6 protein-coding genes are annotated in these 7130 nt (G+C 58.3%); 3 read left to right on the top strand and 3 right to left on the bottom strand.

All coding sequences use genetic code 11. The annotated features are described in order from the left end of the window. Nucleotides 1–177: 177 nt before the first annotated feature. Nucleotides 178–1047, bottom strand: coding sequence for a MaoC/PaaZ C-terminal domain-containing protein (locus COA55_RS06025; protein ID WP_063521520.1), 870 nt, complete (start codon nucleotides 1045–1047; stop codon nucleotides 178–180). Between the two features lie 160 nt (nucleotides 1048–1207). Beyond that, nucleotides 1208–1858, bottom strand: a complete 651-nt coding sequence (locus COA55_RS06020; protein WP_063521521.1) for a TetR family transcriptional regulator — start codon at nucleotides 1856–1858, stop codon at nucleotides 1208–1210. Nucleotides 1859–2160: 302 nt separating this feature from the next. Here COA55_RS06020 and COA55_RS06015 point away from each other — a divergent pair, with 302 nt between their 5' ends. The 3 genes from COA55_RS06015 (at nucleotide 2161) to COA55_RS06005 (ending at nucleotide 5639) form a co-directional block, all read left to right on the top strand. After that, nucleotides 2161–3279 (top strand): ferredoxin reductase, encoded by a 1119-nt coding sequence (locus tag COA55_RS06015; RefSeq protein WP_290501021.1) that lies wholly within the window; start codon nucleotides 2161–2163, stop codon nucleotides 3277–3279. Nucleotides 3280–3343: 64 nt separating this feature from the next. Continuing rightward, nucleotides 3344–4501 carry an acyl-CoA desaturase gene (locus tag COA55_RS06010; protein ID WP_290501020.1) on the top strand — a complete coding sequence of 386 codons (1158 nt, stop codon included), beginning with the start codon at nucleotides 3344–3346 and terminating at the stop codon, nucleotides 4499–4501. A gap of 124 nt (nucleotides 4502–4625) precedes the next feature. Next, nucleotides 4626–5639: an AraC family transcriptional regulator gene (locus COA55_RS06005; RefSeq protein ID WP_063520739.1), complete on the top strand. Its 1014-nt coding sequence runs from the start codon at nucleotides 4626–4628 to the stop codon at nucleotides 5637–5639. 79 nt (nucleotides 5640–5718) lie between these two features. Here the strand turns inward: COA55_RS06005 and COA55_RS06000 are convergent, their stop codons facing one another. Next, entirely contained in the window at nucleotides 5719–7044 is a 1326-nt protein-coding gene (locus tag COA55_RS06000; RefSeq protein WP_290501019.1) for a Na+/H+ antiporter NhaC family protein, read from the bottom strand. Nucleotides 7045–7130: the final 86 nt, after the last annotated feature.

The following is a 7130-nucleotide window of genomic DNA, read 5'->3' as shown; positions in this document are numbered from 1 at the left end:
TCGTTCGTATCGCCTTCGCGCTCATGAAAAATGGCACCGACTATCAGCCGGCCCCTGCCTCATGAAGACTGGGGTGGACAACATAGAATCTCCTACATCAACAACCTTCGTCAAGGTTCGAATCGCGCCTCAAGCGGCGCTCCTACAGGTGGGTGTAGAAACGCCGGGGCCGGAAGATTACTCCGCCGGGCGAATCTGGCCGGCCAGGTGCGGTTTGATGCCATCCTTGGCGAGCAGCCGGAAATCGCTGCCGCCGTCGGTCGGCTTGTTCTCGAACTTCACGGTGGCGGGCACGAACATGGGCAATTTGAACTGCACATCCACGGTGAAGGCGTCTTCCGGCAGCTGGTTCTGCAGTTCGGCCAGGCAGCGGGCCTTGGACCACATGCCGTGGGCGATCTGGCGCTTGAAGCCGAACAATTTGGCCGACAGCGGATACAGGTGAATCGGGTTGCGGTCACCGGAAACGGCGCCGTAGCGGCGGCCGATATCCCCGGGCACTTTCCATTCCACGGTGTCAGTGGCGGGTTGCGGCTTGGGCGCGTCTTTCTTCTTGCTGCTGCTCCCGCCACCGCTGCGGAAAAAGTTCACGGATTCACTTTCCCAGACCCGCTCGCCACCGGTGCTCACGCTGGTGAAGATGGAAAATTCGTAACCCTTGTCGACTTTCTGCAAATTGCCCAGAAAACACTTCACGTTCAGTTGTTCACGCTCGGCAATGGGGCGGTACTGGGTGATGCTGTTACGCACATGCACCAGGCCCATGGCGGGGAACGGAAAGCCGTCGGTGAGAATCAGTGCCATATGCAGCGGGAAAGCGTGCATGTGCGGATAGGTCACGGGCAACTTGCCGTCGGCGGCAAATCCGCACACCTTGCGGTAGGCGGCCAGATGTTTTTCATCGAGGGAGACGTCATTCAGGCGCAGGCCCACGTCTGGCAGGGTGGGGTTGCTGCCTGGTTTGACGGTGGCACGCAATACGGCCTTGGCGAAGTTGATCACCATGGGTGGTGAATTACGCAGCTCGCGGAATTTGACCTCACTCATTACTCAATCCTTTCCCGTTGATTGCGTTGCAACGTAGGCAACGGTGGCAATGCAAAAGAGTATAGAGCAGGGCAGGGGAGTCGCTATTGGCCGTATAGACAGGGAGTCTGGTGAGTTAAGCACAGGCGCGTGGCACAAGGGCGCAAAGTGTGAAATGCGTTCAGGAACTGCTCTTGTCCGAGCGCCACATGCCCACGCCGAAGTAAATCAGACGCAGTTGTTTCTCGGCGGTCATTAGCACTTCTCGCTGACCGGTCTCATCAATTTCTTCCAGTTCGAGCATTTCCTGGGTCAGGGCGGTGACGTTGTTGACCACCAGCCCGGCCATCATTTGCAGGTCTTCCGCATTGACATGATTCAGAAACGGAAAGCGTGCCATGTCCATGGCCAGCTCGTTGGTGAACATGCGGATTTCCCGGCGAATGGCGTTGCGCATGGTGGGGGTGCCACCGGCCAGTTCCTTGGAGACGAACAGGAAGTGGGCGCGGTTGTTGCGGACATAGTTGAAGTACACCTCCAGGGATCCGCGCAGCATGCGCTCATTGGGCAGTTCTTCCTGGCGGACCTGGCGCATCATATGGCGCAGGGTGCGGAAAGATTCATCCAGCAGCGTCAGGCCCAGGGCGCTCATGTCCGGGAAGTGCCGGTAGAAGGCGGTTGGGACCACGCCGGCTTTCTTGGTGACTTCGCGCAGGCTCAAGGCAGAAAAGGGGGCTTTCTTGACCACCAGTTCCAGCGCCGCGGCCATCAAGGCTTCCCGGGTCTGGCCGCGTTTGGGCTTGCGCGATCTGCTGGTGGTTTCCTTGGTCATTGCCGGTTGCCTCTGCGTTGGGTTTCAGGTCGTTGGGTTAAGCGCGACCGGCAGTCTCATGCCCCGTTTTCGGCTGGCTGGAGAAGCAAGTGCGGGGGCTGGGTGGGCTTGAAGCACCAACAGACCCTGAAAATTACGCTGTAAATTCTCCTCGTTGTGGGGCCGTGATGCAACTGGTGCGCAAAAAACATGTGTAACTGCATGATAATGCAGGTATTTGCAAAATTAAGTGTACAGGTGTTGACTTGAATTGTGGGTCTGTGAATAATGCGTACAACTGTTCACTTACAGGGATGAACCCAATGAACGCAATGACACAGACCTCCAGCCGTTTTCAGCAAGGCCTGACCCGCCTGCTGCAGTCCCGTGTGGCGGATATTCTTTCCTATCCCCACGGCGTCGACCGTTATCTGGAAGTGTTCAATCCGCTGTGGTCCGTTAATGAGGTGCGCGCCAAGGTAGAAGCCGTGCGCTACCTGACCAACGACAGCGTGACCTTGACCCTGCGTCCCAATCATAACTGGGAAGGCTTTGTTCCCGGTCAGTTCGTGCAGCTTTCCGTCACCATTGATGGCAAGCGTCAGACCCGCTGCTACTCACCGGCCAACTCCCTGCACCGCGCCGACGGCTGCATCGAGCTGACCGCCAAAGTGCACGCCAACGGCTTTGTGTCCCGTCACCTGCGTGAACAACTCAGTGTGGGTGACGTGGTGTTGCTGTCCCAGGCGGACGGCGAATTCGCCCTGCCGGAAGAACGCCCGGAGCAGGTGCTGCTGATCAGTGGTGGCAGCGGTATTACCCCGGTGATGTCCATGCTGCGCACCCTGTGTGACGAAGGCTTCAGTGGCCCGATCACCTTCCTGCATTACGCCAACAGCGCCGCCGACATGATCTACGCCAGCGAGCTGGACGAGATTGCCCGGACTCACGACAACGTGACCCTGGTGCGTTGCTTCAATGATGAGGGTGAACAGGATGAGCTTTCCGGCCTGTTTTCCCGTGAACATCTGTACATTGCAGCGCCGGAATTTGCACAGGCAACTACTTTTCTGTGTGGCCCGCCGCCGATGATGGCAGCGGTGGAAAAAGTCTGGGAAGAGGATGGCCTGGCAGAGCGTCTGCACAAGGAGCAGTTCACCCTGGCAGCGCCGCAGATCGAAAGCGACAGCGCCGAAGGCGAAGTGCGCTTTGTTCAGAGCGAAAAAATGGCCATCAATAATGGCGCCACCCTGCTGGAGCAGGCCGAGTCCGCCGGGCTTACCCCGGAATCCGGTTGCCGCATGGGTATCTGTCACGCTTGCACCTGCCGCAAGACGGCCGGCGACGTGCGCGATATCCGCACCGGTGAGATCACCAGTGGCGAAGAAGACATTCAAATTTGCGTCAGCGTGCCGGTGGGCACGGTGACTCTGGACATCTAAACGGATTCACCCAAACCGAAGCGTCACAAGACGATTCTTCAAACCGGGTTTAAGGAGAAAGCACATGAGTATTTTCAGCAACTTGACCGCCGAACAATTCGAGACTATTGGCCAGGAACTGGATGCCATCCGTAATCGTGAAATGGCGGACCTGGGCGAAGAAGATGCCAACTATATCCGTACCCTGATCAAGCGTCAGCGTCGTCTGGAAGTGGCCGGCCGCGGCCTGCTGATGGCGGGTTTCCTGCCGCCGGCATGGCTGGCCGGTGTGGCTTGTCTGTCTGCCTCCAAGATTCTGGACAACATGGAAATCGGCCATAACGTGATGCACGGCCAGTACGACTGGATGGGTGACCCGGCCATCAACTCCAAGGTTTTTGACTGGGACAACACCTGCACCAACACGGCCTGGAAGCAGACCCACAATTTCGAGCACCACACTTTCACCAACGTGCTCGACAAGGACCATGACATTGGTTACGGCATCCTGCGCATGTCGGAAGATCAGGAGTGGGAACCGCGCTTCCTGTTCAACCCGATCCTGGCAGGCATTCTGGCCACCTTCTTCCAGCACTTTGTGGCGGTACAGAGCCTCAAGCTGGAGGACTACCTGATCTACAAGACCAAGACCAAGGAAGAGCTGAAAGCCGAGTTCAAGCCGACCTGGAAGAAGATGCGCAAGCAGCTCTTCAAGGACTACCTGCTGTTCCCGGCCCTGGCCGGTCCGTTCGCCCCCTTCGTGTTTGCCGGTAATGTGGCAGCCAACCTGGCGCGCAACCTGTGGTCTTCCCAGGTGATTTTCAATGGTCACTTCCCGGAAGAGGTGGAACAGTTCCCGGAATCCGTGATCGAGAACGAGACCCGTGGCCAGTGGTATGTTCGCCAGCTGCTGGGGTCGGCCAACTTCGAAGGCGGCCGCCTGATGCACGTGATGAGCGGCAACCTGAGCTTCCAGATTGAGCACCATTTGTTCCCGGACATGCCGGCCCATCGTTACGCGAGAATCGCCCCGGAAGTGCGCGCCATCTGTGAAAAACATGGCCTGCCGTACAACACCGGGTCGTTCATGAAGCAGTCGCTGAGTGTCTGGAAGCGGATCTTCAAGCTGTCTTTGCCCAACAAGAGCAAGGATGACAGTGGCAAGGGGCCGCTCAACGGTCTGCGAGCCAAAGTGGTGTCCCTTGCCCGTGAACCGCAGTCAGAAAACCGCAAGGCTGCCTGATCGCTCCAGCGCGGTTTGATCTCCTGGTTCGGGCCGGTCCTGCGCTGGTTCCGGCCCTGCCATCCTTATGCTACTCTCAGTGATTCTGAGAGTAGCTTTTTTTGTATTGGGGACAAGGCAACGCATGGCAGAAATGACGGATTCCGGTGTGCTGTTACGGATGGCCTACAAGGCCATGGTAAAAGCCGGTATTGATGCCGATGCCGTGTTGGCGGAGGTTGGACTCGACAAGTCCATTTTGCAGGTCCCTGACCTGCGTACCCCCCATGATGCACAGGAATGGTTCTGGCAGGCGCTGGAAAAAGTGTCTGGCGATGAACATATCGGGTTGCATCTGGGTGAACATATTCCCGTCTATAAGGGCCAGGTGCTGGAGTACCTGTTCCTTTCCAGTCCTACCTTTGGTGAAGGTTTGAAGCGGGCGCTGGATTACCAGCGCTTGTTGTCCGATGCCGCCCAGGGTGAATTGTTCGAGGAAGGCGATCGGGTTTTCCTCAAGCAAATGATCTGGAGTCATCGTCTCAGTCATCTCAATGAATGCATGATGATGGGCGTGATCAAGTTTTTCCGCTTCGTTACCGATGATGCGTTTGAACCGGTGGAGGTGCATTTTGGCCACGCCCGCCATGCGGATCAGTTGGAATATGAGCGTCTGTTCGATTGCCCGGTGAAATTCGACATGCCCAGCGTTGGCATGTATTTCGATGCCAAGGTGATGACCTTGCCATCCGCCCATCACGAACCAGAGCTGTTGCATCTGCACGAGCAACTTGCCAGTGAGCAGGTGGCCCGGTTGGAAAAACAGGATCTGGTCGCTCAGGTGAACCGGCTGATTGGTGAGCTGCTGGAATCCGGTCACGCCAACCTGGAAGAGGTGGCGGAACGGTTGGGAATCAAGGCGCGCCAGTTGCGTACTCGCCTGGCGGATGCCGGCACCAACTTCAACCAGCTGGTGGCCGATTACCGCTGCCGTTTGGCTAAACGTTTGCTGGCCGGCACTGATGAATCCATCGATGAAATTGTCTACCTCACCGGCTTTTCCGAGCCTTCGACCTTTTACCGTGCATTCAAACGCTGGGTGGGGATGACCCCGATTGAATATCGTAAGTTGAAAGCAGAAGAAGATGCGATGGGGTAAGGCAATAGTCCGCTTGAGTGAAATAAAAAAGGCGCCAATGGCGCCTTTTTTATTGCGTTATCGCTTGGGCATCGCCTGTTTAAAGCACCATGGCCGCCAGCCACCCGGCGGCAATCAGCGGCAAGTTGTAGTGCAGGAAAGTTGGGATAACTGTATCGCGAATATGGTCGTGCTGGCCGTCCGCATTCAGCCCGGCGGTGGGGCCAAGAGTGGAGTCGGAGGCGGGGGATCCCGCATCACCCAGGGCGGCGGCGCTGCCTACCAGCGCTGCCGTGGCCAGCGGAGAAAAACCCAGCGCCAGGCATAGCGGTACGTAGAGAGTGGTGATGATGGGAATGGTGGAAAAGGACGAACCAATGCCCAGAGTCACGAACAGGCCAAGCAACAGCAGCAGCGCGGCAGCGATAGGCGGGCTTTGCAAGCCACTGGTTACCGCTTCCACCAATACGGGAACCTGTCCGCTGGCATTCACCACAGAGGCGTAACCGTTAGCGGCGATCATGATGAAGCCAATCAGTGACATCATTTTGACCCCCTGAGTAAAGGCATCCTGGGAGTCCCCCCAGGGCACCACGCCACCCGCCGTAAACACCAGAAAGCCGACCAGTGCGCCGAGAATAATGGAATCGCTGTAAAGCTGCAGGGCCAGTGCGGACGCCAGTGCCAGGGCGGCGACGACCACGTTGCGTACCGAGAGAGGGGCGTGCTGTTCTTCACCGGGTAGCTGTACGGGCCGGTAGTCGCGGGGTTTACGGTAACGGAATATGGCAAGCAGCAGGCCAACCAGCATGCCGGTAGCGGGCAGTAGCATGGCCAGGGGCAAGGTGTCGTTGGGCAGCGCCAGGCCGGCCTTGGCCAGGCTGGGCCCCAGTTGGGTGTGCAGGAAAATACTGCCGAAGCCCACTGGCAACACCATGTAAGGGGTGATCAGGCCAAAGGTCAGCATGCAGGCGGCCAGCCTGCGATCCAGGCGCAGCTGGTGCATCACTTCCAGCAGGGGCGGCACCAGAATCGGGATGAAGGCGATATGGATGGGCACCAGGTTCTGGCTCATGATCGCGGCCGCCAGCAGCACGGTGAGCAGCAGGGTGCGAATGCGGCGTAGCTGGCCGGGATCCGGCGAGCGGCCAAGTTTTTCGATGATGCGCCCGGCCAGCCATTCGGTGATGCCGGAGCGGGCGATGGCCACGGCAAAAGCCCCCAGCAGGGCATAGCTGAGGGCGATATTGGCACCGTCGCCCAGGCCGTCAGTGAAGGCGGAAAGCGTGCTTTGCAATTCCAGTCCACTGCCCAGTCCTGCCACCAGTGCGGCGCAGAGTAACGCCAGCACCACATTCATGCGGGCAAGGCTGAGGCCCATCAGGATCAATACGGACCAGACAATGGGGTTGAATAACGGGTTCATGGTGCCTCCACCGGGCGTGCTCTGAGTCTACCGCGAGGCGGCGCAGTCTAGCAGGGGCGGCGAGCACTTCCTAACCCGGTGCCGGG

The organism is Alcanivorax sp. (assembly GCF_002733835.1).
Lineage (GTDB): Bacteria > Pseudomonadota > Gammaproteobacteria > Pseudomonadales > Alcanivoracaceae > Alcanivorax.
The sequence above is the reverse complement of the archived record's forward strand: the minus strand, read 5'-3'. Positions and strand labels throughout refer to the sequence as shown.

Bases quoted from the DNA above. Each gene is read 5' to 3' on its own strand.
- COA55_RS06000 (WP_290501019.1), bottom strand. From the start codon at position 7,044: ATGAACCCGTTATTCAACCCCATTGTCTGGTCCGTATTGATCCTGATG.
- COA55_RS06015 (WP_290501021.1), top strand. From the start codon at position 2,161: ATGAACGCAATGACACAGACCTCCAGCCGTTTTCAGCAAGGCCTGACC.
- COA55_RS06025 (WP_063521520.1), bottom strand. From the start codon at position 1,047: ATGAGTGAGGTCAAATTCCGCGAGCTGCGTAATTCACCACCCATGGTG.
- COA55_RS06020 (WP_063521521.1), bottom strand. From the start codon at position 1,858: ATGACCAAGGAAACCACCAGCAGATCGCGCAAGCCCAAACGCGGCCAG.
- COA55_RS06010 (WP_290501020.1), top strand. From the start codon at position 3,344: ATGAGTATTTTCAGCAACTTGACCGCCGAACAATTCGAGACTATTGGC.
- COA55_RS06005 (WP_063520739.1), top strand. From the start codon at position 4,626: ATGGCAGAAATGACGGATTCCGGTGTGCTGTTACGGATGGCCTACAAG.